Here is a 26,050-nt window from a genome sequence, read left to right on the forward strand (position 1 = left end):
TCCCTTACGTTTCGAAGAACAACCCGGCTTCAAGTCCGAAGCGCAGGAATTCTTCCAGACGCAGGCGCAGATTGGTCTCGCGCTGCGGCTGGAAAAGCTGGTGATAAACGCCCATTTCGCTTTCATCGGACGCTCCGCGGGCAATTTCGCGCGGGCGCATGAGATGAAGCTGGGCATAGGCCGGGGCACTGGCGCTGAGCGCGGTGAACACCGGCACCAGCCACCGTGCGATCCGCCCGGCGATCAGGTCGCGCTCAGCATCGCTGAGCGGTCCGCCGATTTCGATCTCGCGGGCCTCGATGGCCTGATCGATGGCCAGTTGGGGCTGACAGCGATAGCGCCTTGGCGTGATGGAACCGCGCGGCACAAAACTGAACCGCATGCACCCTTCCTGCCGACGCATGGCGCGTACCGGCGGATCTGTTTCCGAACGGGCGAACAAGATGCTGTCAGAGACCAGTGGGAAGGCGCGGGCAAAGACCTGCCCGATAACTGTCGAGGCGATGATGGTTAGGGCGCCAGCCGGATCGTCCGAATTCAGGCCCCAAATCGCCCGAACTTCGGCGCTGTCGATGGATTCGGCGGCAGCCGCATCAACGATGCTGTCGCGAATTTCGGCATTGACCGTGTCAGCCATTTCGATGCGCCCGGTGACCGAGCGATCGATCAGAACCTCGACCCCGGTCGCGGTGATCGCAAGGCTCACCGCTTCGGGTGCGACCGGTGCTCCTGTCCGGGTAAAGCCTTGCCCGGGGATCAGCGTCATGTGGCGCAATGTGATCCCGGTCAGCATTTCACCCGCCGGATCGGGATCCACTGAAACCGACGGCGCTGCGGGTGCAACACCGTCCAGGGTCAGACCGTCCAGCGTCACACGTGCGTCAGCACCGCCCGAAATCAACAGCGGTTGCGTGGCGCGCAGGATTGGCCGCACACCATCAGCGGCGCGTACGATAACCTGCGCGCCCGAGTCTACGGTCAGCGTCGTCGGTGCGGTAAACACCTCGTTGGCCGTAAGAACAAGAACGCCGCCATCCTGGATCTGAGCCAGCTCGGCATCCAGATCGGTCGTGGGATCGGAAATTTCGACCATCTGCAATCCGGGCGGGTTCACCAGGTCGGCCGCGCGGTTGTATTCACCGCCGCCAATCAACGCGGGGAAAGCCGTGCGATAGGTCACGCGCACATCGCCAGGATTGGCGTTGCGGAAGGCGATACGCCCAAGTTCGGGATCAACCCGCACATCCGGCCCCAATGGATCGACATGCGGCGAATGATTCCAGACCGCACCGTCATTGGACAGATCGCAGGCGACGATATCCTCGACAGGAACGGCCGCATTGTTCACGAAAATCTCGAACGCCCGCGGGTAATACAATGCCGGATCGGCATGCAGTGCACGGCGGGTGACGGCGCCGGGAACGTTTACCGGCTGGGCGAGCGTGCGAATGGACTCTTCAGCCTCGGGCCGGTTGACCAGTTGGCGTGGCGCACCCAGCGGATCGAACAGGAACCGACGCGGCCCTATGCGCGTTGTCGGCACATTGGTGTGGGTGAATGGCAGCAAACGCCACAGGTGTAGCCCGACATTGGGTAGGTTGTGCCGCCCGCCGACCGAACTGCGCCCGTCGCTTTGCTCGATCGAGCGGACATCGATCGACCGGGTCACATAATCGAACGCCCCGCCCAATGCTTCGAAATCCAGGGGATCGTGCAAATCCGGCGTGGCGTGATGATCGGGGCGGATATGGTTCATGTGCTGACAGGTCGCCACCCGTTCGAAATATTCCACTACGCGGGCCGGCCAGCCGGTCACATCGCGGGCCAGCTGTTCCAGAACCGCCGCCGTGCCCTTGCGTCGGCGATACCCGATCAGGTGTGCAACCTCGGACCGGTTGCCAACCGGCAGGCCCTCGACCTGGTAAAGCGTACGATACCCGATGGTGCCGCCGATATAAGGAACCGCCCAAGGGGCGCAAGTTTCAATGAAAAGATTGTCGAAAAGCTGTTCTATGTTTTCTTCGACGACCGCACCCTCGCGGGCCAGCACCGAAATGAGCTGGCGCAGCGGCTCGCCCTCATCCGCATCACGAAGGCGATGAACCGCTGGCAGCAATTCATAAAGGGCGTCTGGTGTAATCCGGTTCATTGGAACAGCTCCAACTTGTCAAGCGGATCGGGTGAAAGGGTCAGAATTTCGGCTGGCAACAGCGTGTCCCCTGACCCAAGCCGTCCGGGTTGTGAAATCAGACGTGGGTGGGCGATCGGATTGTCCTGCGGCGATTCCACGCGATACAGCCTGTCAGTGTCGATGGCTACGACTCCCGGCACCTGATGCGCGGCTTTTGCGATTTCTGAGCGCGCGACAAGTTGGGCGAAATCACGCGCCTCAAACGCAAATGCATCGCGCAATGCCGCTTCGGTCTCGGCCAGAACGACCTCGGTCTCGTATGCCGGATCAACCGCGACGCGCAATCCCAGGCGGAAATAGGCAGGGACATAGGACAGCAGATCGACGCTCACCAATGGATCGCCAAGCGCCCGGAACGCCTCCAGCAGCGTATCGTGGGTCGTGCTGCCGGGCGGCACCCCGATCCCGTCGGGCCCGGCCACCGTCACCACGATGTGACGCGCCTGCCCCTGCCAGACCCAGCGCGCCTCGGCCTTGGCGATACCGGGGAACCCCAACGCGAAATCGCGGTAGTCGGTGATCGATACCACCCGGCCAAGCGTGAGCGTATAGATCGGTGCGTTGCGCCGCGCGTCTTTGGCCAGTTCGGGATCGTCGCCACCGGTCGCAGGCACGGGGTTGAACGTCTCGCGCAGACCCAGAGGTTTGTCGATGGCAAGGGTCAGCTGACCCTTGCGCAGATTGCCGGCCAGACCAATGCCGCGGGAATAATCGGCCACGATGTTGTCGCGTCCCGGCGAGGGCCGCGCGCCCGACAGGCCGTCGCCGAACTCGACCACCGTCTCCCCGTCATCGGTAAGGCTGGTCTTGTACACCCGCGCCGCGCCGCCCCGATCGTATAGATCCGGCATCTCGTCCCATTCCACGCCATCGACGCGCACCGACAGGGTCGAGGCGACACCGGTTTCGGAAGCGGCCAGCCGATGCGTGACCGGCGCTTGTTTCAGCAGGAATTTCTGGAACGGGCGCGACGGATCGCCAGCACCAAGAATTTCGGTGGTACCTTCGCCATGCGCCGCGCGAGCGACGTTGCCGTAAATCTTCAGGCTGGTGCGGTCAAAGGCTGCCTCCAACGTCTGCTGCAGCACAAGTGCCGAGTTTTCCGCACCGGCGGCCAGAACATGATCAAGATGCGCGACCTCGACGATTTCCTCGACGGATTCATCCGCCGCAACTGATGTCAGATCATCCAGCGTCGCCTCGGCAATGCCGGTAAAGCCATCCGCGTCCCGAACTTGCCAGCTCAGAAGGGACGGATCGCCGGGCACCGGCGAAGGTTCGGACATCAGGGTGACGATACTGCCCTTGATCACCCCCCAAGGCGCCACGTCAGCCGCTTCGATGCTCAGGATCTGGGCATCCACCCGCAATCGGGCTCGTCGGCCGCGAAAGATCAGCTTGCGACCCTCGGGCAATTCGACCTTTGTTTCCAGCTCGACCTGACTGCCTGCGACCCAGTTTGTCTCGGGCGTGTCGGCAAAGGCGATCTCTTCGCTGCCGCCATAGACCGAAACCTTACGGTAATCGGCGTTGAAGCTAGCAAGCCCTTCGGTGGTGTCCAGCACCAGCCGCGTCGATTTTCCGCTGATTGCATAGGCGGCCTGCGCGTCGTCCTTAGCATCGGTAATACGATAGAGCTCGACCAGATCATTGGGCAGCGTGAGCGCGACCCAGCTGTTTTTGACGAACGATTTATAGACCGCATCCAGCGACAGGACACCGCCCGCGATCGAGTGAAAACACCAGTCACCGGGCGAAGTTTCGTCGCCTTCGATCCGCGACGGTGTATTGACGGCCGGCGGATCCTCACCGGGTAGGATAAGGACAAACGGATCAAGCTTGAAACCGAACTTGCTGCGCTGCTCAAGCGACAGCACGGCCGGGTGCGGCGCGTTGTAACCAAACAGCGAAGCCCGGTCGCGCAGATGATAAAACCTATGCCCGGACTGTGCCGGTAGGCCCGGAGGGTTGACTGAACCAAGCGGAATGTCCCAAGTCACGAACGTCCGGTTCAGATCGGCGTTTTGGGTGACCGAAGTAATGCGCCGGAAATCCCAACGCTCGGACTCCACGTCGAAATCAGACGCATCCTTGTCGCCGCGCTGTTTGCCCACGATCAGGATCGCATCACCCACGGCAAGCGCTGGGGTTCCCTCCAACCACGTGCCGAAGTCCCCGAACACAGGCACGATCCGCCGGTTCAGGCGCGGGCGCAGAACGTTCCATTGCACGCGCGCACTCAGCGGATCGATGGTTTCGAACACTTGTGCTTCTTCGTCCGGTCCCGGCTGGCTTTGCACCCGGGTTCCCAGCGGTATGTCCAGATCAGCCACATCGGGTGCCGCACCGGGCGGGTCGTCCATCAGGATTACCAGATCGGTTTCCGCTGCCGCGCCTGGATGCAGCCGATACCCAATAAGGCGCGCCAACTCACCAATCGACAACCGTTCGGTCGCGGTCTGGATATAGGCCTCGTTCGCCAGGCGTTCCTGATAGAAGGTCAGCACATCGCAGGCCGACGCCCAGGCGTCGATCAGAGCGATCGAAAAATCGGTATCATCCCTTGTGCCCAGTCGCGCCAGCGCGGGCAGATCGGCGCTGCTGAGCCCGGTGAGCATGGACGCCTTGAACGCCCCGTGATCGCCGGCACGAAACGCGATGGCAGTCAGGTTGGGGCGGTTGGTCGTCTCGCTGATGGTGGAAAACTCGGTTCCACTGCAGCACCCACAAGTGCTGGTGTCGTGATGGTCGGAATGGCCCACCCTGATCGGTTGTTCGCTCATTTTCCGCCCCCCATTTCAATCGCAATCGCACCGCGTTCGGGAAAGTTCGGATCGTTTTCAAGCTGGGCGATCTCAAGCCGCCCAAAGGTCAGAATACCATCCATCAGCGGTGTCTGATCGGTGCTGCCGCGTCTGCGGAATACGGTTGTTTCGACGGATTCTATACCTTCGATCTGCATCAACCGGGCGGAAATCGCGCTGAGATAGACCGGTTGGCCAAAAGTAAAGTTGTCCGGGTGAAACAACCCCTTTGATCCGTCAGACAGGATGTTGGCGCTCAGCGCTTCGAAAGCGGCCAGCCGAATATCGCTACGGAAATGGTCACGCCCAGCGCAGATGAGCAGTTCGAGCTCCAGGGCCACGAAACGCGGACCATCAACCTCAAGATCATAGCCCGCCATGCGGAATCCTTCGAGATGGGCGCGCAGTTCGGTTTCAAACTCTTCCGTGATCGGGCGCCCGCCGAACCGATCGACAGTGACGAAGACGGTGTGGCCATGGCCATTCCAACGGAACGTCGCTGCCGCACGCTGGACATCCGGGTGGCGGCGGGCAACTTCTGCATAATCCTCGGCCGTTACGGCACGTTCCTGACGTCGATAGGCATAAGGGGCGGCTTGGCGAACTTCTTCTATGCTTTCGGGTTCTCGCCCACCGGTGGCGGGCAACGGGTTGCGAATGGCGCGGATCGTACCCAGCCCTGAAAACGCGTGGCGGATCGCGTCACGTCCGACATTGCCGGCAGTGCCGTTACCGACCCGGTACGTGGCGACAAACGCGGTTGCGGAATTCGGACGTTTGCCGTTTGCATCATCGCCAAAGCGCAGCCGCGCAAGACCGTCGGATTCAACCTCGACCACGAAATGGGGGTCATCGGCAAAGCTTTGCAACAGATCGCGGCGGGCGGCCCAGTCGTCATCATCCGGAGCCACTCCGGATACCAACGCAACATGGGCCCGCCGCGTCGCTACCCCGACTTGCGTGGCGGCTAAGGCCGACGTCGTTTCGGTGAATGGCGCGCTTTGGGTGACCGGACGTTGGGACAGAACAGGCCGGAACCGGGGCGGCACCGCGCGCGGCTCGGGGTGGTGGCACGGATTGTCCGTTTCATCGGGCACTAGATACAGATGTGGCGCGGGAACTTCGCCCAGATCTTCGTCCGCGATGGTTTCGCCGTGATCAGCAAGGATATTGTTACCCAGTGCGTGGCTCACCTCGCGCAATTGCCCGAGTTGCGACGAAATGCAGAACGGGAACGGCAACGCGTCCTCTTCGGCCCAGCGGATTTCGGTGATGGACGCGCCGGTCAGAGCATCGGTCTCGCCGGCCTCGATCGCGGATAGCTGCACCGCGTGGCGCACCGACGGATCGGCATCGGCCGCGCGTCCGGTATTCGGACCCAGCCGTTCTTCGAAGATCAGAACATCGCCGACCAACAACTCGGCGCGGTCACCGGCCAGCGTGGCCCGAGTCGCGCCCTTTGGCAGGCAACAATCCGCGTCGCCCCATTCATAAAACGGCATCTCGTTGAGGTTTTCGAACATCTCCTTTTCGGCAAAGTTCTCGAATACCAGCGGTTCCAGATTACGGGCGTCGCGCTCTTCGGTGGTGCCACTGATCGTCGGATCGAATCCGATCAGGCGGGTCAGAAATTGGGTGCTTTCAGAAATGGTGGTATCTGCATCCACATCGACATGGATCCAGACCCGCGCGTTAGCCCCGTCATGCATGTGGTAATCGACCAGCTTGGCGTGGCACCTCACCGATGACCGCCGCCGCGCGGTCGAAATATAGGATTCAGTTGCAACCGCGTCCTGAGCATAACTCAGACGGTCTGCTGAATAAGATAACATCTCGACTAGCGTAATGCCCAGATCAGCCGGGCTGCGATCACGCCAGTCGGGCATGATCTGGGCCATGCGCCCCAACATGAGCCGCCGAAAACTTGTGTAGTCCTTGGCCAGATAGGACAGAACCGGCGGATCCGGCAGATCGTCGGCGCAGATGTGCTGCGGCTTGCAATCGAAATCCGTAGGGCACTCGACCTTGAACGAAAAATCGATCTCGGACAGGATACGGTCAATCCCGTTCGGCGGCGACAACAGACCCGGCCCGGCAACCAGCCTGAGCGTATAAGTCGAGAAATCGCCGTTCGACGAGGTGCGCAGCACGATCACCTGTCCGGGATCGGTCAGCGTCGCAAGATAGCCCAGCAGCCCAGGCTCGGCCAGCGTTGCGTCGGGCGCATCTGCCCGCGTCTGCCAGTCAATGGTGACGCCGGTAATCCGCTCACCACCGCTTAACTGGTAATTGTCCAGCGGCAGATTCGGTGCGGTGTCGAGAAACCGTAAAAGTAAGGTCTGTTGCGCGGGCGTGTCATCGTCGGCTTCGCGATCCAGAACTTCAAGAAAATCGATGCCGTTGATCGCCACACCATCGGCAATGGCTTCCAGAACCAGTTCGCGGCGTCGTGGATCGCAACAATGATAGATCATGGGCCCACTCCAATCATGAATTCGGCCTCTTCCGACGTTCCGGTGCGAAGGATCTGATAGGCGATGGTGATGCGCATCGTCGCGTCTTGGGCCACTGTTTCGACGGTCTCGATGGCGATGAGATGGCCCAGATTCTGCTGCAGCGCGCCACGGATCATGAATTCAGCGGTGGCGGCTGCTTCGGTGCTGGCGGGCGCAAAGACCAGCTGCAGGATACCGGCACCGAAATCGGGCCGGTTCACCCGTTCCCCGGGATTGGTGAACAGGATCTGTTCAATCAAGTCGCGGATGAAGTCCGCGCGACCGGTTTCGGCCGTCCGTTCACGGCCATCAAAATGAAACGGGAAATCAAGATGTGTCATCAATCCTCCCTTTCTGAAGCTGCCGCCAGCCGACGAATGATATGGCGACGGCACGTGTCATCTCAGCTGCCTACCACTCGGGGCTGTGCCTGCACCGGGATGAGCGGTGTGCCCGTGGGCGTACAGACGCTGATGCTGTCCTGTAAAAGCACCGGCACACCACCTGCAAACACGCGAGTGGCCGCGGTGACAAAGTTGGCAGTCACACATGGGCCATTGCCCCCCGGCGGCACGAAACCGCAGCCCGCCACTGTATAAGTGACTGCCTGCGTCACCACCGGCTGGCCCGAGACCTGCAGGCGGGGAAACGGGGCCGTGGGGATGGCCTGTCCGCCATGCGAGCAGGTGACGGTCGCACCAAGATGAAGAAGCGGTCCGGGCATCAGAGGTGTCTCCTTTCCGGGCAGTGGGATATGGGTGCAAGGATCGGCATCAGACCACCGTCAGCGCGCCGTTGTTCACCGTGACCGTGGGGCCGGTCATGATAAGCGACGCACCCTTGCCGTTCTGGATGTAGATGCCGGTGTCGTTGACGATAAGCGACGCGCCGGTCGCCGTCTTCATGACGATCCCGCCCGTCGGCCCGGGCAGATCGGTCACCGTGATTCCGTTTTGCAAAAGCGTCTGGATGGTAAAGGCCGACACACCAGGCGGGGTCAGGTTGTGCAGGACCGGAACCTCGGCCGCCGAGCCAAAGAAACACCCTGTCCAGATCGGATAGTCCGGATCGCCCTTTTCGAACTCGACCCACACCCCGGCACCGATCGGCGGCACTGCGATGTTGCCGGTCTGCGGGCCCGCGGCGGGAAAACACGGCATTGCCCAGGACGTCAACGCAATCGACGACACGTCCGGAACAATCGCCTGAATACGCCCGGTCAACAGGGGGTCTATGTTGTTCACGACCGTGCCGCGATATTTTCCGTAATATGTCGTTGTCATGCCGGCACCGAGCTTTGCGTTGGAAGTAGACCGCTGCGTTTGAGCGTGAAACTTTGCTTGTAGCTGCCGCGGCTCAGATCGTGACTGACGCTATCGACATAATGGGTTCCGTCGAATGCCGCGCCCGCGCCGCGTACCCCGATCAGCGACCGCGCATGCACGATCTGCCCATAGCGCAGGACATCGATGCGCCCCCTGCCCTCGACCGCATCCATGTTTCGGGCCGCAAAGGCGAACCCGCGTTGCAGCGCCTCGAACGGGTTGAGATTGGCGGTGTTTTTCAACCGCTCGATCCGGGGCGGCAGTGGCGGGATTGCACCTATCGGCGGCTGAAACGGGATGGCGCCGGGTATTGGCACGGGTATTGGCGCCTTGGTCAATGCATTCTGAATAAAGACGATTGGGATCGCCAACCCGTCCTTGTTGAAGGTGAAACTCAGTTCCTCGGCATTGGTCGGGACACCGCTTTCCATGGTCAGCGCCGACTGCACCTTGCCGATGCGGATATCTGGCCCCCAATAGGCGACCGATGTCGCCGGTGCCGGGCCCGGTTTGAAGAAAAACGTGTATCCTGCCTCGTGCGCCAACGTGCGGATATAATCCAGATCGTTGTCCTTGTGGCGCGGAATCTTGTCGGTTGGCAGTGGTGGACCTTCGAGCGACGGGATCACCTGCGGGATCACGCCCAGCCAAGCATATTTTGCCAGCACCAGATTGACACGCGCAAAGGGCGGCATGGCCGGATACGGCAGGCCAGAGAAATCGAAATACTCCATCGTCGCGCAAAGATCCTTGCCGGTGACAGTCAGTGTCGCCGGATTGCTTCCCGATCCCGGGGTCAGATCGGTTTTGGTCACGACTCCGTTGATCAGCGTCTCGGCACGGCCACTGATGGTAGCAATCAGCGCCACCCGCAGGATTGGCAGCGCCGCTCCGCCTGCCAGCAGGAACAGGGTGTTGAGCGGCGAGTTCTTCTCAAGCGCAAAACCCAGCTCGAAACCCGATGGCGTTTCGCCGGCATTCTCTTCGACCTTTACCGATTGCAGGGCGTCGATCACCCCCCGGGGCGCGGCAAACGGGATACCGGGTCCGAACATCAGCGAAAGATCGATACCTTTGATCACAACTCCTCCTCCGGCCCGGGAACGAATTCCGGCAGCGTCAGGCGGATCTCGGCGCCTGTGACTTCAAGCTCTTCGGCCCGGACCGTTCCGTTGGCGTCGCACAGCCGCCAGAACCCCAGCGGATCGCCAATGGCTGCCGCCGCGATCTGATCCAGCCGTTCGCCTTGGCGGGTGATCCGATAACCTTGCGTGGCAAACCCTTCGGGATGGGGCACGAACCGCCGCGCAAGATAGGCGATCTGCCGGCCGTCCGGTGCCACAAGGGTCTTGGTCGGCACCCCGTGATAGCGGCTTTCGGGCGGGAAATCCGTGGCTTCGACCACGCCTGCCTCGAACATCGCCTGAATGGGATTTTTCATGGCAGGCCCCCTATGCCAAGATTGGTGATCTCACCGCCCGCGAATTTTTTGGCCTGCGCCTCTTTCGATTGCAAATAGGCCATGAAAAGACCGCTACCGCGATGCGTGAACCCAAGATCGTCAACCGAAAGCACCCGCAGGCTCAGCGAAACCTTGGCCCGGATCGGGTTCAGGTTGGCATCGAAATACTCCTCGGTGATCGACAGGCTGGTCAGACGCACGGGCACGATCCGGTTTTTGGACCACACGAAAATCGCCAGCGGCGTTTCGGCAGGAGTGACTTCGAAACTGCCGGCCGAGCCTTGCGCATTCTGACGCTCCAGTTGCGCGACCGTCGGATGCAGCATGGTCTCAAGCGCCGAAAGCGCCGGGAACAGGCCCGCTTCGGTGGCCTCGGGAAATTCATCCGGTTTTTCAAGCTGATCCGTGGCGTCGAGTTCGGCCTCAAGCGTCAGCGTCTCGACCGCCGGCCCGGTCAGACGCAGTGGCTGCGAGCGGTCGGGCTCATCAGCGATGGACTGAACCTCAAGCGAGCGTTGCAGCGTTTCGGCCGCGTATTGCAGCGTGATGACCCGGTCGACAGCACCGCTTTCGGGATCAATCAGAACCAGCCCAGCGCGGGTCAGCTTGGGGGATCGGGGAAATCCGGTCATTTCTTTTTCCTCGCGCGTTTGGTCCGTTTCAGTTTCCGGCCCGGTTCCTGCACATGGGGATTTTTCAATGGGAAACGGCTGGCATCGGGCCCGACGATGTTGGCGTCGCCAAACGCGCTGTCGGGCGCCAGCCCGCACAACGGATCGGACGCATCGCACCCGGTGGTCTGTTCATCGAAGGGCCGGGTGTCCCAGGCGTCGCGCATCACTTCCAGCAACGCCGCCTTTTGCGGCGTGTAGTTCGAAGACAACGTCTTGGCCACGCTCTCGATATCCGTCGCGGGGCGCATGCCAAAGCGTTTAACAAGACAGCCACGATAATCGTCCTTGACCAGCGCACAGATATCTTCCTCGTTCAGAGGTTTGGTGCTGTGGCTGTTTTTCATCATCGATGTCCGCGACAGTGGATCGGCCGATCGCATCATCTGTTCGCGGAACCAGTGCAGCCGGGTACCGATTTCCATATCGGGATTGCGGGCGTGACTTTTGATGTAATTGTACCGGTCTTCCAGCTTGAGAAGGTGATGCGCCTCGTGCGCCAGTGTGCCCGGCCCGCTGATCCAGTTCGCTGAAGTGGGCCATTCCGACGGATCGACATGAACCGAGAATATGTCGATCCCGGGTCGCCGCACGAAATCCAGATCCAGCATATAGCCCTTGGTTTCGGCCTGACGTTCAATTGCGTCTTCCAGTTTTTCGACCCGGTCGCGGTCCTTGTTTGTCGCGGTGCCTTTTTTCCTGACCCAGACCTTCATTTTCACGAAGACACTCGTGGGATCACGGTCGTCGATCTTGAAATACTTGCCCTGTTCACCTTTCTGGCGTTTAAATTTGCGATCCTTAGACTTCATGGTGTTTTCCTGAAGATCGGTATCGATCAGCGGCTCGCCGGTTTTTTCCTCGTGCTTCCTGGATTCCTCCATTTTGGTTTCTTCAGTCGTGACCGCCTCTTTCGACTTCTTGCGCATTTTCTTTGCGGTCTCTTCCTTGGGTTGCCGCTTGGCCTTGATCAACTTTTCAAGCCAATCCATGTAATACATCGGACAAGCGCTCCCGCGGGCACCGTCGATGATGTGTTTGGCCAGCCGCTTGTCGCCGATTTTCAGTGCCTTGAAACGATCAAGCGCCTTGATTTCGTCGACCTTCGTTTCGAATTTCTTCACCCCTTCTTCCGAGGTATCGGCCACCGCGTTGGCGGGACATGTCCGGCGGATCGTGCGGTCGCCACCCTGCTGCAGCGTGTGGGTAATCTCATGCGCCAGAAGCCGTCGGCCGGAATTCGTGTCCGGCGCGTATTCGCCCGGTGCAAACGCGATGCTGTTTTTCAGCGTGTAGGCTCGTGCGCCGATGCCGCGCGCAGCGGTTTGTGCCGCCGCATCGGTATGCAGCCGCACCGCCCCCAGATCATGCCCAAAGCGAGGTTCGAAATAAGAGCGTTCACCGCGAGACAGTGGCCGTCCGCCAGCTTGCACGGCCTGTGCCGCACGTGAGGTGTTTCCACGCGCGGTCGGCGTTCCGGCCGACTTCATCTGAAGCTCTTCTTCCTCTTCTTCGGCCTGCCTTTGGATCGGTTTGGCTTGCAATTCCTCCTCTTCTTCCTCGGCCTGTCGCTGAATCCGTTTGGTCTGAAGCTCTTCCTCTTCCTCTGCACCGCTTTCCATGCGTTGGATCAAAGGGGTAACCGGCAAAGCAGACCCGGTTGCCGCCCCGCCCAATGTCACGCGTTCGGCGGTCCGGTCGGCCTCTTGTTCATAGGCGTCGCCAGGCCGGTTCAACCGGTACTTGCCCTGAATCCCAAGTTTGTCGGCAGCGACACAGGACGGGCATTTCTCAGCGTTTTTCGACTTGCCGTCACAGTCACAGGCCCGCTGCACCACAAAGGTGTCTCCGCCGGTCGTTCTGGCGCCGCTGGAATTTGCGTGGGTCAGCATCTCATCCTCCTCCCTGCAGCCAGCCATAGGCGGCATAGGCGTCGGCCATGACGCGCAGACGATCAGTGGATCTGCTGGCCCACGTCCCCTCGGACAGGTAGTTTTCCGCATCGGTAGATGACGTGGTGATCCCCGACTGGTGCACGAATTCGTGCAGCAATGCATAGGCCCGGGCATCGCCAGTCGTGGAGGTCACCGGAAAGCTGATGCTCCCTTTGATCCACAGCGGGCAAACATGGACCACCGATCCGCGTGTCAGAATGCCGATATAGGCGCCGGCATCGCTGTCGCAATCTTCCGGATCACAGGAAAAGTGCCCGAAATCCGATGTCCAGATGCCATTGTGGGCAACCGACAGAACATCCTTTATATGACGGCGCAGCGCGGTAACTTCCGGCGAACCGGCCGCCCCGGCGTCAACATTGAACGTGCGGGTCAGAACCGCCATTTCCGCGGCGTCCGGGGGTTTGGACAGGTCCATCGCCGCAATCGCCGCCGCCGCTCGTTCGCGCGCGCTCACCAAAGCCATCTCGATATCGGTTTGCTGCGCCGGCCCGCACAGCGTGCCCGCACCTTCGCCAATCGCCGGACGGGCGCGTTCAGCTTCGGCAATCTTGCGGGCTGCCTTACGGCGACCACGGGCCGCGCGCATTGATTTCCGCCGATCCGTGCGCCGCTCCTTGCGTTGCCCGGCATGAGCCTTGCGCAATGCGGATCGATCGGCATCCGGTGCCTCCCGCTCAAGTTTTTGCTGCGATTTCAGGTCATTGCGTTTCTTGCGCGCATCTTTTCGTGCATCACTGACCGCGTTCTCTGCCTCGGCCCCGGGCGCAATTCGGAAAGTGAAGGTCAAAGGCGCCTCAAGGTGGTCGGCGTGGAAGGTGGCCGTTACATTCTTGGTTCCTTCAAGGCTTTTGGGGTCGGTTACCACACGGAAAAGCCGGGTCGACCATCGTTCGTTTCCGGTATCCTCAAGGTCGGCGGGCAATTCCCAATGGAAGGGTTCCGGCACGCCGCTTCGTCCGACCACCGCACCGTTCTCGACCGTATCGACCATGATCTGAACCAGGATCACATCGCCCGGGAAGAACGGGCCGTGCACCGGCTCGTCGATCTGCCGTTCACCCCGGTCACTGAGATTAGTTCTCTTGGTGGCCGATGCTTTCACCAGAGCATGGGTCGCATCGCGCCCGATCTTTTCGACCGACGGCTCTCCTTCGCCTTCCTCCATGCGCCGTAAAACGCCCGCCGGGCCGCCCTCCTGCAACGTATGGGCGATTTCATGCGCCAACAGGTGACGTCCTGACGCCGAATGCGGCTCGTACTGCCCTGCGCCGAAGAAGATGTCGCTGCCCCGGGTAAACGCGCGGGCGTTTATCCCTCGTGCCAGATCCTGCGCGTCCGATCCCTGGTGCAAGCGCACATCCGCCAGTGAGTGTCCAAAAAGCGGCTCGAACCGGGAACGCGACGCGGGATCGAGCGCTGCGCCCTCGCGGGATCCAGCCGCCGCAATCTGGTGTGCCGTCGTACGGTCGATCATTGGGCCGGATACCTGGGGTGCCTTTGCTGCTTCAGCCCTTTGAACGGGCGGTAACGATCGCGCAGCCCGCGCCAAATCCGGTCCGACTGACAACCCGGCATCAACGCGGCTGGCTGCACACTCCGCCTGTTGCTCGAACATATCGCCCGGCGCGTTCAGGCGCAGATCGTCCGGAGCCGCCAGTGCTGCCTTGGCGGCACAGGCTGGGCAAGGGCCAGTGATCCCTGCCTCGGCCCCGCATTCACAGCGTTTCAACAACAGATGAGTGTTGTCTCTGGCTGGTGCGGCGGCGGCCTGAGAGGTATGCGCCTGCGCGGTCATGATCCCAGAACCTTTACCGTTGCCCGTCCCACCCTTTGAGCAAGGGGCGCCTTGCCGCCTTGAACAACGCCTTTGCCAAACGCCATGTTGCGCGAAGTTCCCAGTGACCCGGTGCCATCGCGCGCCACCACCGTACCGACCTCGTCGCGGATCGCGGCGGCGAGGGCCGCACGTTCAAGCCCGGGCGTATCGCTGACGATGCGGTCGATGCGCAGAGTGATCCGAGGGCCGGTCATCGGAATGCCTCCAGCACTGTGCCTGCAAAGGGTTTTTCCAGTTTGGCGTATTCCCTTTGCGCTGCACGCAGAATGTGAACCATCCGCACCGGCTCTTTGGCTCCAGCGGCTAGAAACGCCGCGTTCAATGCAATCGACCGTATCGATCCGCCGGTGAGGCTCAGTCGGGCAAGCCGGTCAGGGTCAAGCCCTTCGGTCGGTGTTTCACACGGAAAGATCCGCACCCAGATTTCGCGACGCGACGCGGCATCGGGAAAGGCGAAGGTGACTACATAACGCAAGCGGCGCAGGAATGCCTGATCGACCGCCGATTTCTGGTTCGTAGTCAGGATAGCAAGACCACGATAGGCCTCCATCCTCTGCAGCAAGTAGCTAACCTCGACATTGGCATAACGGTCATGGCTGTCCTTGACCTCACTCCGTTTGCCGAACAGCGCGTCGGCCTCGTCGAAAAGAAGGATCGCACCGCCGTTCTCAGCTGCAGCAAAGATGCGCGACAGGTTTTTTTCAGTCTCACCGATGTATTTGCTGATCACCTGGCTCAGATCGATGCGGAACAGATCCAGCGACAAGGCCCCCGCAAGCACTTCGGCGGCCAGGGTCTTGCCGGTTCCCGAAGGGCCTGCAAAAAGGGCAGCGGTCCCCAGTCCACGTGCGCTTTTGGCCGACCAGCCCCAAGCCTGATTGACGGTCCAGGCTTCGCGCAGATGATGCTCAAGATCGTGCAGAATAGATAGCTGTTCGCGCGGCAGGACCAGATCTTCCCACGTGGCGCGGGTTTCTATCCGTTCGGCCAGCCGGTCAAGGGTCCGGCGTGCCTGAATGCGTGCCGCCTGCCAGACTGGCGCCATCCCCGCAACCTGGGCACCCCTTGCTTGCGCGGCGGCAGTATCGATGCCTGATGCGTCCAGAGCGAATTGCTCGGCCAGCCGGTCGAAATCAGCGCTTTGAAGCCCTTGGTCGCCGCCAAGCGCCGCCTGCCATAGCGCCCGCCGATCCTTGCGACCGGGCGGCTCCAGATCGATCCGCAATCGCGGTGTGCGCTCGGGCATTTCCGGGTCAGGTGCAGACAGGATCGTTGGCCCCGAAACCAGGTCTGCAAACGTTGCGGCCTTGCGGACGGTTTCGTCATCGGCCTCGATCAACAGCGCCGCCCCCGACAGCGCCAGTTCGCGATCCACGAATATCGCAAGCGCTGCGCGCTGCGTCCAGTCGACCGGCACATCCGCACCCTGCAGCCGGTAAAGGCGCAGCCCGATCTCCGCCACCGCCGACGCGCAAAGTTTGCGCTTTGACAGGCTGTCGTGACCTGCCACGATCAGGACCGGCAGGCGCTCACCGGATGTCCACGCCGACGCCAACCGCTGGACCTCTGTCTGGTCTTCTTGAGATTCCGCAGGAACGTGATCCAGAATCCCTTCCAGCCGCGCATCGAGATAGGTCGTGCCAAGAAGGAATTGCAAAATGCGCTCGTCCATCTGAATGGGTTTCGACCGGATCGGCCCGGACCCTTTCAGTTCGACCAGCCGCCAATGGCGCAGCGGAGCCTCGGGACAAAGTGCGTCCCAGGCGCCCGGCAGCATTCTGTCAGCCAAATCCAGTTGCAGCACCGTCTGCCCGGTCAGTCGCTCTACTCGCTGGGCCACCGTCACCTCAAGCTCTGCCGCTGCGCACAAGGCCAGCAACTCGATCTCCTCGGTTGACAAGTGGAACATCGCTGCCAGAGCCTCCAGCGCCGATCCCGCTGCCAACTTGAATTCCGGCGGCTGGGTGTCATTTTCCAGGGCTTCGAGCCGGGCGTCGATTGAGGCAAAACTCTCCCACAACGCGGCTCGGCGCATCATGGCGACCGCGTGGGGGTCCAGTTTCTGGTCAACCGTCATGGGATCACCACAGTTTCAAGGCTTGGCGGGTCGGTGGTCATATCGATCACCGGGCTGTCGATCCCGTCCACGCGTAGTCGCACCGGCAGCGCATCACCCGAGTTTAGTCCGGCAAAAACCGCCTGCGCCTGGTCTACCGGCGCGACAGGGGACGCGAGTAGCTCCATCTGCTGCCCGATCAGGACCGCTATGCTTTGACCGGGCTGGATCCGAGGCTCGGCGCTCATCGTGATCTCGGTTCCACCTGGAACCGCGGCCGCAACCGCCGCGCTGCGCGGAGCCAGCGCAATCGCCAAACCGTTGCTGGTGGTTTCGCGCCCATCGCCATCGGTCAGCCGCACATCGACCGTGTAGGGGCCGATCCGCCACATGTCCGGGTCGTTGGCGGTGCCCGCCAGCGGGTTCCCTGCCCCCAACGGCGGCCCATCCGGCAGGCGAAATGTGATCCGGTTCGGCGTACTGGGCGCTAGAGGCGCAAGCTCAAGAACGGTGTCGGTGCCCGGTAGTCTGAACAGAACCGTCGCCTCACCTATATCGAGCGCATAGCCGGTCAGCCGCACGTCATTGCCCAGCCGCATGACCTGCTGACCATCGGTGGGCTCGACCGCCGTCAATGTCGGAACGCTTGGCATCAGGTCCGGACGCACCAAAACGCCCGGATCGCGCCCGGTGACCGGATCAGCCAGACCACCCCGGGTCAAGACCGGCAGGCTGGGACGTGTCGGGAAATCCCGTTCGATCAAAACCAGCGATACGTCATAAGCGACGGTGGTGCGGTAATTGGCCTGCAACGCGGTCCACATCTTGGACATGTCGTCCATCGATAGGATATGCGGCGTGATCTTCAAAAGTTCGATCTGGTCAGCCAGATCCGAGGCCCGGATCAGATCAAAATCCTGCGGCAGGATTTGATCCATACCCGAGATCTCCAGTGCCGAACGGATCTGTTCGCGCGGCAGGATCGCAGTTTCGTGGAATAGCTGCATCGCATAGCCCAACAGAATCTCCGCGTGCAATTCTTCGGCCGCAACTGCGGTCAGGATATAATGCAGGTCCACAGCAAGACGCGGGCGGCACAAAAGCTGGCTGTCATGCGACCGGGTCGGCAGGTCGGTGTTGCGCAACGCCGCATTCGGGGTGATGCGGTGCAAAAACAGGTTCAGGTGGGTTGTCTGATCGGACGCCTGTTCAGCCACGATCCGGTCCGGTGGCAGGGCGGTCACCGTGAAATCCGCACCAAGAGCCTGGCTGGCATCGCCATCGATCAGCGCATCGTTCAACAAATCCTTCAGGATCTGGGTCACGGCGGCGATGGCGAGGACATTGCTCAACTTGATCCGCCTTTCAGGTAATCACTTAGCGAGGCGACCGGTGCCTTGGGTCCTTTGGGTTTAGGCCGGCGCGGTTTCTCGGGTTGGGGTGTGCGCAAATCGATACGCCCGATATGGATCGTGATCTCGGGCGGCGCGGAGGGGCCGGAAGCGCCAGCGGCCACGCGATCCGGCCTTTCGCCGCGGGGTTCGGGAAGGATCTGTGCGGTCAGATTGAATTTCGGATTTTCCACTGGCGGCAACAACGGATCGGGCGGCGTGTCCGCGGGGGGAAGGGTGTCGTAGTGGTGGTGATGGATGATGCCGTCGGTCTCGGCGGTTTGTTCGATGATTTGTGGCATCGGTTGGTCGGGTTTTTCCTGCGCTGGTCGTGTCGGTTGATTGGACAGGTGCGGTGGGTTTTGAACGGTTTCCGACGTGACAGATTCCGGGATCGGCAGCGGCCCCAATTCGCGCCGCGATGCGGGCGGGTCCGGCTGGGGGCGCGACGGGATAGGGCGCGATGCATCTGTCGCGCGTTGTTCGCGTTGTTTCTGTGGTTTCCGCTGAGGTTGTGCGGGGCTATCCAGCGCACTTTCACGCCTGTCTGAATTAGGTGCCGACGCGGCGATTTCCTGGTCTCGGGTGACAAAACCGTCCTCTGCATATCCGCCGGGCTCGAACCGTGTTGGCAATCTGGGGCGCAGTCGCGCTTGCGCGCGCCCCGATGCCAATTCTGTCAACCTGCCCAGAACGCTCATGTCGCCCTCGCCAGACTAAGATAGGCCGAGCGCCGTTGCGGCGACAACGACAGCGACTGAACCTCACTCCAGCCAAATGCGCGAGCCAGTTCAGCCACCTCACCAAGGGTGCGCCGGGCCACCGCCTCTATTTCGCGCCAGACCAGTCCAGCGACATCCAGCGGTTCGGACCACTGGGCGCCGCAGTCAAGACAGGTCAAAGCTAACTGTAACTCGCCCCGTGCCGCCAGTGCTTCGATTCTGGTGTCAATTTCCGCAATTGCGTCAGGAGGAACATCTCCGGCAAGGCGCACACGGATCACCTCCGCAACGCAACTGCCGGGTTCCGTAGATGCGACGGCCAGATCAGCGCTTGTCAAAGGCCGGATACGTATTGTGCGACCGTCAGTTTCGACGTCTTCGGGCTCGGGAACCGTGAGCGCGGGCAGCAAATCGGAAATGGTGACATCCATCTCCAACTCGGCGCTGCAGGCGGGGCATTCGGTCAAAAGCGTGAGCTCGTCTCCTAAGGTATGCCGCCGCAATTCCAAAAGCGCACGGTCCCTTTTCGTCAACGGCCAGTTCACCGGTGCATCGCCGAACCCCGCTGCCCACAGCAGGCACAATGCACGGTCCAGCGGACTGCGCCCCTGGCCCGCCTCCCAAGCGTTCAAGATGCCGGATGATCCAAGGCCCCGCATATTCAGCCAAATGCTGGTTCGGATGGCTCAACCACGTCGACATCGCGGATCCAGCCCTCGTTTTCCAGCTTGATCGACTGAATCGCCACTACGTTGGCATTGGAATCGAGCTCGGGCATGGCCTGGTACTCGGACACCCAGCAGCGGAACACTTGATAGGCAATCGCAAGTTGTCCGGCCTCGTTGTACATCTCGATCGTAAGATCCTTGCGGAAATCGGCGAGCGATACCTCGGCACCCAGCCCCGCCTGAACGTTCCAAACCAGATTTGCCCAACGTTCGAAATCTTCGTCGTGGGTAACACCGCGTTCCAGCATAATAGCTTCGAACTTGGTCCGGCCGGGTGATTTGCGGCTGGTCGAGCTGTCACCGCCCACTCGGTGTTCGACCACCTCGGTCGTGCGTTTTAGTGCGCCGACCTTTGAAATCCCAGCCACAAACCTGCCATCCCATCTAACCCGGAATTTGAAGTTCTTGTAAGGATCGAAACGCTGCGGATTGACGCTGAATTCAGCCATGATTTACCTCCTTCAGGCCTGACTTTGACCGGCGATTTGCTGGATATGGATGACAACGAATTCGGCAGGTTTCAGCGGTGCGAACCCGACATGGATGTTCACGATACCCAGGTCGATATCGGCCTGTATCGTCGTCGTGCTGTCGCAGCGGACGAAAAAGGCCTCTTCTGGCGTTGCGCCCTGAAACGCGCCTTGTCTGAACAGATTGTTCATGAATGACCCGACCGATAACCGGATCTGTGCCCACAAGGGTTCATCATTGGGTTCGAACACAACGAATTGGGTGCCGCGATACAGACTTTCTTCGATGAACAGAGCGATGCGCCTGACCGGCACATATTTCCATTCGCTTGCAAACGCATCCGCGCCCACCAGCGTCCGCGATCCCCACGAAACGGTTCCAAACACCGGGAATGTCCTGAGACAGTTCAGACCCAGCGGGTTCAAAACGCCGTTTTCGGGATCCGACAAAACATAGTCCAACGCCTGTACCCCACGCAACCGCGCCTCGATTCCGGCGGGTGCCTTCCAGACGCCGCGCTGCGCATCGGTGCGCGCCCAAAGGCCCGCCATCAGGCCGGAATTGGGGAAACTGCGCAAACGTCCGTTCTGCAACCGATCGGCCAGACGTACCTGCGGAAAATAGGCCACTGCGTTGCGATGTTTCAGCCCGGAATTTGCCGGGTCATTGATCCAGTCACGCGCCTCGTCCAGCGAATTAATCGAAGGATCGAGATCGATCAGGACCATCGAGCGGCGTTCCTCGGCATATGCAATTGCCTCGGTAAGGACTGCCACATCCGACACGCCCGGCACGAGGATGTTGAACAAATCCACGTCCTCAAGCGCATAAATCCCGGTCTTGGCCGCCCGCGAACCGGCGATCAGTGCCGGACCCGGCGGAGTGCCGTCATCGCCCATCTGGGCGGCAGCCTGGGCGTTTGACACCGGGCCCACGCCCAACTCGTACATCGATACGTTGACGAACGCTCCAGCGGCTGCAGTCAGGTTCAGGGGTCCCGCCGCGTCACCGCCGCCGCCTGCGGCAAAGGTGAAATTGCGCGAACGGTTATCGCCGCCCGGCGCAATCACCAGCGCATTGTCGATGACATCCACCGTTCCCTGCGAAATGGCCGGGATCGTGCTGGTGCGCAGTGCCGCCTCGATCACACCACGCGCCTCGGCCAGACTGGCCGGCGGTGGTGAAAAGGTCACAACCGTCGCGTTGTCGATCTGCACGCCAGCCGCGTCGTTGAGCTGCACCTCAATCTCATCACCGTCAGAAACCGCCGTCGGGTCGAAATCGACGTGACGCGCACCTGCGGTTCCGGTCTGGGCCGGACGGGTGCCCGCCGAACCTTCGGCCTCGCGGGCGCCCGACACGATGTTCCACCTCAAAACGGCAGTGGCCGAATTGGCCCCGGCCTGCCGGAAACTGACCGACGACGTACGGCCGCTGGACGTTGTGGTGGCTTCCAGCCGTCCTTCGCCGGCATTGGGGCCCGGAACCACCGCAATGGTCAGCCCGGGCGCCAGAGTGTTGTCGTTGATCACGTCAGCCACGTCGCCAAGGGTCGCAACCACCGCACCTCCGCCCTGTCCCGGATCGAACAGGTCGAACTCTATTGGCGGCGCGGCGTCGACGGAAACCGCCAGCCGCCGCGTGCTGTCGTCCAGCGCCGCGACGATGGCGTCGGTGATCAAGCCGCTGGTCGATGTGGCGTCCGCTCCGGCCACACCCTGATCTGCAAGCGTGACCAGATCGCTGTCCGCGTTCACCGCTGTGACAGCGTAGTTGGCTGAGTTGGTATTCATCGACAGGTTGCGGTGCACTTCGCTGCGTGCCGCCACAAGCCGACCATTGCGCTCTTCGAATTCGGTTACAGACAGGTTGAACGTGCTGCCTGGGTTCGAGGTCGCGTAATCGGCGCCAAGTACCAGGTGATTTCCCCAGGCGCCATCGGCTGACGCCTCAACAAGCAGTGTTGCATTCCCGTCCGGATCCTGCACCAGCACGTTGGCAGGTTGCGCGTTTTCCGCCACTCGCACGATCCAGGCGATCGCCCCGCCGTTCAGGAAAAAATGGCTGACCAGATAGCTGAGTTGGCTATCAAGGTGTAAACCTCCGAAATTCCTTTCGAAATCGGCGAAACTGAAAATCTGGATGGGATCGTTTGTTGGCCCTCGTGAAGTATATCCGACAAAGGCTGCAACCGATGTCGGAACACCCGCAATGGCCCGCGAACCGCTGGGAACCTCTTGAATGTATACTCCGGGATAGGACACTTGGACTGGCATAGTGCGCTCCTCCTTGTCGGCACTGCCCAAGGCAGCGAACCACCAGGACGGGTACGTCGAAGAAGCGATAGACGGACTAGAGCCACATGCAAAAATAGCACAACAAAAACGCAATAGCGCAATTGAAAAGCGGCCTTCCGACTAGCGCGGATAAACGCCGTAACTAAAATTCCTGATACACGCTATGATTGGTGACGTAAGGTAAACTGTCAAGCTTGACGGACGCATCACGCATGACCGTGGCAGGAATCGGCCTGCGCCCTGAATTGCCGCAACAGCCAAGAATTCACCCAACCACAACCACCCATGCTAGGTTTACTGTTGCCGACAGGCTTTGTCGCGAGCTCTGCAAATTGACGGAATCCGCTTGTTGAAGGGGTTTTGTTGCAAACTTTTGAGCATGGCGAGCTGATTCAGCAATCGCATCGGTGTTAACCGGCTAGTTCGGCGAATTGTTTGAATGGAAAGACTCCAGGCGTGAGTTGCCCTTTGCAGATCATGTGCGCAGTTTCGATTCCAGCCAGAGTTGCCGAAGCTGAATTGAAGGATTTGAAACCAAGCATCGGACGGGTTCGCCTTTTGATGAACCCGTGATCTTGTTCTACGATGTTATTGAGGTATTTGCGCCTGACCATCTCTAATCGGGATCGGGCAGGCAAGCCTCTTTAGGTTCTGATGGAGTGGACATCCCCTGACCTCTCATCTGGTAGGTTTTGGAGATGGAAACCATCAGGAGGTTAGCAAAATGGCGGACTTTGAGCTTGTCGGCATAGATCTGGCGAAGAATGTGTTTCAACTTCATGGATGCAGTGACATAGGAGAAGTGGTTTTTCGCAAACAACTGAGACGCAACAACCTTCTGTCGTTTGTTGCTGAACTGCCAGCGTGCACCATTGCGATGGAGGCGTGTTCCGGGAGCCATTATTGGGGGCGAGAGTTTGAAGCATTGGGACATTCGGTGCGCTTGATCGCGCCCAAATATGTCAAACCGTTTGTGAAACGCAGCAAGAGTGATGCGATCGACGCTGAAGCCATTTGCGAGGCAGCGCTGCGACCAACGATGCGGTTTGTGAGGTCCGTAGCGAAGACAATCAAGCTGCGTCCCTGGCTTTCAAAGCGCGAGATCTGTTGGTCCGGCAACGCACGCAGATAATCAATGCCTTGCGCGGGCACCTATCCGAGTTCGGTTTTGGGATTGCGAAAGGCCCAACACATGTCCGTAAACTTGTTTCTGCGGTCGAAGACGGGACCATTGAATTGCCGGAGATGTCCCGGCCTCTCCTGAGCATTCTTGTCGATACGCTTGACGCTTTGAATGGCCGTATCAGACAGTTGGAGGCGCAAATCGCACGGCGTGCCAAGGAAGATGAAACATGTCAGAGGTTGACCGCGATACCAGGCGTTGGCCCGATAATTGCGACAGCGCTTGCTGCACTTGCTCCACCACCTTCGACATTTAGACGAGGCCGCGATTTTGCTGCATGGGTAGGCTTAACCCCACTCCAGCATTCGACTGGTGGCAAGCAGCGCCTGGGGGGCGCACATCGAAGATAGGAAACCGGACGTTGCGGCGCCTCCTCATCATTGGAGCCCAAGCCGCCCATGTTGATCAGAGTAGCACTGGCTAACAAAATGGCACGGATCGTCGGGGCGTTGATGGCACATGGCGAAGAACACCGGGACCAATCGTTACACGTTAGAGCCGTGCAAACGATCTGATCCCGGAGGCGTGGGAAGGTCAAACGGAAGGTAAGGCGAACAGTCGATGAGACGAGATCAGGAAAACCAGCTTGCGGCAGAGTGCTTCGAGCACGTGGTTCTGAATTGGGCTTGATCTGAGAACCCCATACGGGCCCGCGGCATGTGAAGGCCGCACTATGAGGCCGCATACATATCAGCACCCGACTACGTGAATTGCCAACCAAAGATTCTTCTTGCCCAAAGGGGGATGTCCATACATGTCGCAAAGTTTTGGGACTGTCTGTTTGAACTGAAACGCTTGTGATATCGGCGGACCAAATTTCTGCCGAGGAGTGTGGAAAATGACGATTTCATTCAAAGGTGTGCACTTTCCAAAGGATGTAATCTTACACGCGGTCTTCTTCTACCTGCGCTATGGTGTTTCATACCGGGGTTTGGAAGATATCATGGCCGAACGTGGCGTTGACCTGGATCACGCAACTCTGAATCGTTGGGTAGGTAAATATGCCGAGATGGTGGCTGAAGCCGCGCGATATCGAAAGCGTGCCGCGGATCGTTCTTGGCGCATGGATGAGACTTATGTGAAAGTGAAGAGCGAATGGGTATACCTCTATCGCGCCATCGATAAGTTCGGCAAAACGCTTGATTTCATGCTGTCCAAGCGCCGGAGCAAGGCCGCAGCAACGAAAATCTTCGCCCGCGCGCTCGAAGTCAACGGGATGCTTAAGGGCTTTGGCTGTCCGATCCTGATCGAGATTTTGAGGCGGAAGTATCTCAATACCATCATTGAACAAGACCATCGGTTCATCAAACGTCGGATCAGGCCCATGCTGGGTTTCAAATCTTTCGCTTCAGCTGCGTCTGCTCTTGCCGGTATCGAACTGGTCAACATGATCCGCAAAGGTCAATTCACGCTCGGACTCTCGCCGTTTCAGCAATTTGCCCAACAGGCCGGGTAAATTGTCAAATAGTTCTGTCTATTCTGCTCTGAGATGGTTTTGCGACAGAACCCGCAGATCGGGCGGATCTTCAAACAAGGGTAAATAGGTTGGCAGTACCGCTATAGGCAATCAGCCGTGTGGCCAACAACTTAACGATCCCGGCCATCCCACTCACGGTTGTCCGATCCGTGTTATTCAGGCGGGTCGGTTTTCCAGCAAGCCTGCCATTCCGATATGCCAGACCATCGGTTGATTTCCGCCGGAAGGTTCAACTTTTCTGGTTTCGTGTTTGTGATCTTTTTGTGTTAGTGTCTGATCATAGATTATTTTCAGACATTAGTTATAGGTGGTATATTCAGTGCCCGACAAACCCAACAGCGTATTCAAGCTGCGCCCCATGGAAAAGGCAGATTTAGAGGTTGTCACACCCTGGTTTCAGGACATCGAAGACCTCGCTCGATTTGATCGCACGTGCCGCATTCCATTTAACCTTGCACAAACCGAAGATGTCTGGAGCGATGTCTTCAACGCATCCGGCAGTAATTCCAAGTGCTGGTTTGTTGTCGAATCCGACAGCGGACAAGTTCTGGGAATGACCGGGCTTGAGGCGATCTCTTCAATCAACAGAGACGCAGTCGTTGCGATGTTCGTAGATAAGTCGGTCCGGCGGAGCGGCCTCGGCATCAGAACGACGGCTTTGATTATCGATTTTGCCTTTCGCCAGCTGGGCTTGAATCGACTAACATCCTACTATCGGGCTGATAACCATAACAGCCGCGATCTTGTTGCAAAATTGGGCTGTCAGGTCGAAGGAACGATGCGTCAAGCGTGGTACACAGACGGGCGTTTTCACGATATGGTTGTGGTAGGTGTTCTCAGACAAGATTGGATGGCACTGCGAAATGACTTGGCTAAGGAACTCGGCTCGGAAACGATCGTCACATTCGGGTCGAAAGCGTCCGCATCCTGGTCCTGGCCGCCACAAACCAATGGGTGTGGTTAAAGAACACTCGATTGTGTC

Annotated in this window: 20 protein-coding genes and 2 pseudogenes; 3 read left to right on the forward strand and 19 right to left on the reverse strand. The window is 59.9% G+C overall.

What is annotated here, in order from left to right:
* Positions 1 to 4: 4 nt before the first annotated feature.
* The 19 genes and pseudogenes from HW561_RS20945 to HW561_RS21035 all read right to left on the reverse strand — a co-directional run.
* Entirely contained in the window at positions 5 to 2,149 is a 2,145-nt protein-coding gene (locus tag HW561_RS20945) for a hypothetical protein (protein ID WP_176867301.1), read from the reverse strand.
* Entirely contained in the window at positions 2,146 to 4,974 is a 2,829-nt protein-coding gene (locus HW561_RS20950) for a baseplate J/gp47 family protein (protein ID WP_176867302.1), read from the reverse strand. Before HW561_RS20950 ends, HW561_RS20945 begins: the two co-directional genes overlap by 4 nt.
* Positions 4,971 to 7,469, reverse strand: a complete 2,499-nt coding sequence (locus tag HW561_RS20955) for a putative baseplate assembly protein (RefSeq protein ID WP_176867303.1) — start codon at positions 7,467 to 7,469, stop codon at positions 4,971 to 4,973. Before HW561_RS20955 ends, HW561_RS20950 begins: the two co-directional genes overlap by 4 nt.
* Entirely contained in the window at positions 7,466 to 7,831 is a 366-nt protein-coding gene (locus tag HW561_RS20960; RefSeq protein WP_176867304.1) for a GPW/gp25 family protein, read from the reverse strand. The genes HW561_RS20955 and HW561_RS20960 overlap by 4 nt, the downstream gene beginning before the upstream one ends.
* A gap of 62 nt (positions 7,832 to 7,893) precedes the next feature.
* Entirely contained in the window at positions 7,894 to 8,214 is a 321-nt protein-coding gene (locus HW561_RS20965; protein ID WP_176867305.1) for a hypothetical protein, read from the reverse strand.
* Between the two features lie 49 nt (positions 8,215 to 8,263).
* The gene (locus HW561_RS20970; protein ID WP_176867306.1) at positions 8,264 to 8,773 is read right to left on the reverse strand and encodes a phage baseplate assembly protein V; all 510 of its coding nucleotides are present in this window, start codon (positions 8,771 to 8,773) and stop codon (positions 8,264 to 8,266) included.
* Positions 8,770 to 9,897, reverse strand: coding sequence for a hypothetical protein (locus HW561_RS20975; protein WP_176867307.1), 1,128 nt, complete (start codon positions 9,895 to 9,897; stop codon positions 8,770 to 8,772). Before HW561_RS20975 ends, HW561_RS20970 begins: the two co-directional genes overlap by 4 nt.
* Positions 9,894 to 10,256 carry a hypothetical protein gene (locus tag HW561_RS20980; RefSeq protein WP_211198719.1) on the reverse strand — a complete coding sequence of 121 codons (363 nt, stop codon included), beginning with the start codon at positions 10,254 to 10,256 and terminating at the stop codon, positions 9,894 to 9,896. Before HW561_RS20980 ends, HW561_RS20975 begins: the two co-directional genes overlap by 4 nt.
* Entirely contained in the window at positions 10,253 to 10,909 is a 657-nt protein-coding gene (locus HW561_RS20985) for a hypothetical protein (RefSeq protein ID WP_176867308.1), read from the reverse strand. The genes HW561_RS20980 and HW561_RS20985 overlap by 4 nt, the downstream gene beginning before the upstream one ends.
* Positions 10,906 to 12,840: an eCIS core domain-containing protein gene (locus HW561_RS20990; RefSeq protein ID WP_176867309.1), complete on the reverse strand. Its 1,935-nt coding sequence runs from the start codon at positions 12,838 to 12,840 to the stop codon at positions 10,906 to 10,908. Before HW561_RS20990 ends, HW561_RS20985 begins: the two co-directional genes overlap by 4 nt.
* Position 12,841: 1 nt before the next feature.
* On the reverse strand, positions 12,842 to 14,701 hold the full coding sequence (locus HW561_RS20995; RefSeq protein ID WP_211198720.1) for an eCIS core domain-containing protein: 1,860 nt from the start codon (positions 14,699 to 14,701) through the stop codon (positions 12,842 to 12,844).
* Positions 14,698 to 14,937: a hypothetical protein gene (locus HW561_RS21000; RefSeq protein ID WP_176867310.1), complete on the reverse strand. Its 240-nt coding sequence runs from the start codon at positions 14,935 to 14,937 to the stop codon at positions 14,698 to 14,700. Before HW561_RS21000 ends, HW561_RS20995 begins: the two co-directional genes overlap by 4 nt.
* Positions 14,934 to 16,820 carry an ATP-binding protein gene (locus HW561_RS21005; protein WP_176867311.1) on the reverse strand — a complete coding sequence of 629 codons (1,887 nt, stop codon included), beginning with the start codon at positions 16,818 to 16,820 and terminating at the stop codon, positions 14,934 to 14,936. Before HW561_RS21005 ends, HW561_RS21000 begins: the two co-directional genes overlap by 4 nt.
* Entirely contained in the window at positions 16,817 to 18,151 is a 1,335-nt protein-coding gene (locus HW561_RS21010) for a DUF4255 domain-containing protein (protein WP_176867312.1), read from the reverse strand. The genes HW561_RS21005 and HW561_RS21010 overlap by 4 nt, the downstream gene beginning before the upstream one ends.
* A complete protein-coding gene (locus HW561_RS21015; RefSeq protein WP_176867313.1) occupies positions 18,148 to 18,891 on the reverse strand; it encodes a hypothetical protein in 744 nt (247 codons plus the stop codon). Before HW561_RS21015 ends, HW561_RS21010 begins: the two co-directional genes overlap by 4 nt.
* On the reverse strand, positions 18,888 to 19,544 hold the full coding sequence (locus HW561_RS21020; RefSeq protein ID WP_176867314.1) for a T4 family baseplate hub assembly chaperone: 657 nt from the start codon (positions 19,542 to 19,544) through the stop codon (positions 18,888 to 18,890). Before HW561_RS21020 ends, HW561_RS21015 begins: the two co-directional genes overlap by 4 nt.
* Positions 19,545 to 19,573: 29 nt before the next feature.
* Entirely contained in the window at positions 19,574 to 20,089 is a 516-nt protein-coding gene (locus HW561_RS21025; RefSeq protein ID WP_176867315.1) for a phage tail protein, read from the reverse strand.
* Positions 20,090 to 20,101: 12 nt separating this feature from the next.
* Positions 20,102 to 22,387, reverse strand: a complete 2,286-nt coding sequence (locus HW561_RS21030) for a phage tail sheath C-terminal domain-containing protein (RefSeq protein WP_235963017.1) — start codon at positions 22,385 to 22,387, stop codon at positions 20,102 to 20,104.
* A 431-nt stretch (positions 22,388 to 22,818) separates the two neighbouring features.
* Positions 22,819 to 23,016: pseudogene (locus HW561_RS21035) on the reverse strand (DDE-type integrase/transposase/recombinase); the annotation flags it as partial.
* Between the two features lie 116 nt (positions 23,017 to 23,132).
* Here HW561_RS21035 and HW561_RS21040 point away from each other — a divergent pair.
* From HW561_RS21040 to HW561_RS21050, 3 genes and pseudogenes are all read left to right on the forward strand, one after another.
* A pseudogene (locus HW561_RS21040) lies at positions 23,133 to 24,106 on the forward strand (IS110 family RNA-guided transposase).
* 323 nt (positions 24,107 to 24,429) lie between these two features.
* Positions 24,430 to 25,047 carry an IS6 family transposase gene (locus tag HW561_RS21045; protein WP_176867316.1) on the forward strand — a complete coding sequence of 206 codons (618 nt, stop codon included), beginning with the start codon at positions 24,430 to 24,432 and terminating at the stop codon, positions 25,045 to 25,047.
* Between the two features lie 340 nt (positions 25,048 to 25,387).
* Positions 25,388 to 26,032: a GNAT family N-acetyltransferase gene (locus HW561_RS21050; protein ID WP_328803319.1), complete on the forward strand. Its 645-nt coding sequence runs from the start codon at positions 25,388 to 25,390 to the stop codon at positions 26,030 to 26,032.
* Positions 26,033 to 26,050 lie beyond the last annotated feature (18 nt).

The organism is Ruegeria haliotis, from assembly GCF_013377785.1.
In the GTDB taxonomy this organism is placed as follows: domain Bacteria; phylum Pseudomonadota; class Alphaproteobacteria; order Rhodobacterales; family Rhodobacteraceae; genus Ruegeria; species Ruegeria haliotis.